This window comes from Pseudoalteromonas sp. SIMBA_162, assembly GCF_046535955.1.
Classification (GTDB): Bacteria; Pseudomonadota; Gammaproteobacteria; order Enterobacterales; family Alteromonadaceae; genus Pseudoalteromonas; species Pseudoalteromonas marina.
The window spans coordinates 1-239 of the sequence record NZ_JAWJBQ010001130.1; the positions used below are offsets into that span (position 1 = coordinate 1).

Here is a 239-nt window from a genome sequence, read left to right on the forward strand (position 1 = left end):
GATCGGCACAAATCAGCGACAATTCATTAGCAAAAGCGATATTCACATCGCGGAAGCTGTTTTCGGTGAGCTTACACATTTCCGCCGTCCGCGAGTTAGTGACGACACACTCACCTTCGAGGAAAATTTTGTACAGTTCGCTGGCGCGGGCCGAACAAACCGGCGTCATACCACCAATCACGCGATCGTTTTTAATCAGCTCGACCATTACCTGTCCTGGTAACACGCGTTCCGGGCAG

1 pseudogene is annotated in these 239 nt (G+C 51.5%); it reads right to left on the reverse strand.

Annotated features, from left to right (window positions below):
• A pseudogene (locus tag R0J88_RS23210) lies at positions 1-239 on the reverse strand (UDP-N-acetyl-D-mannosamine dehydrogenase); the annotation flags it as partial.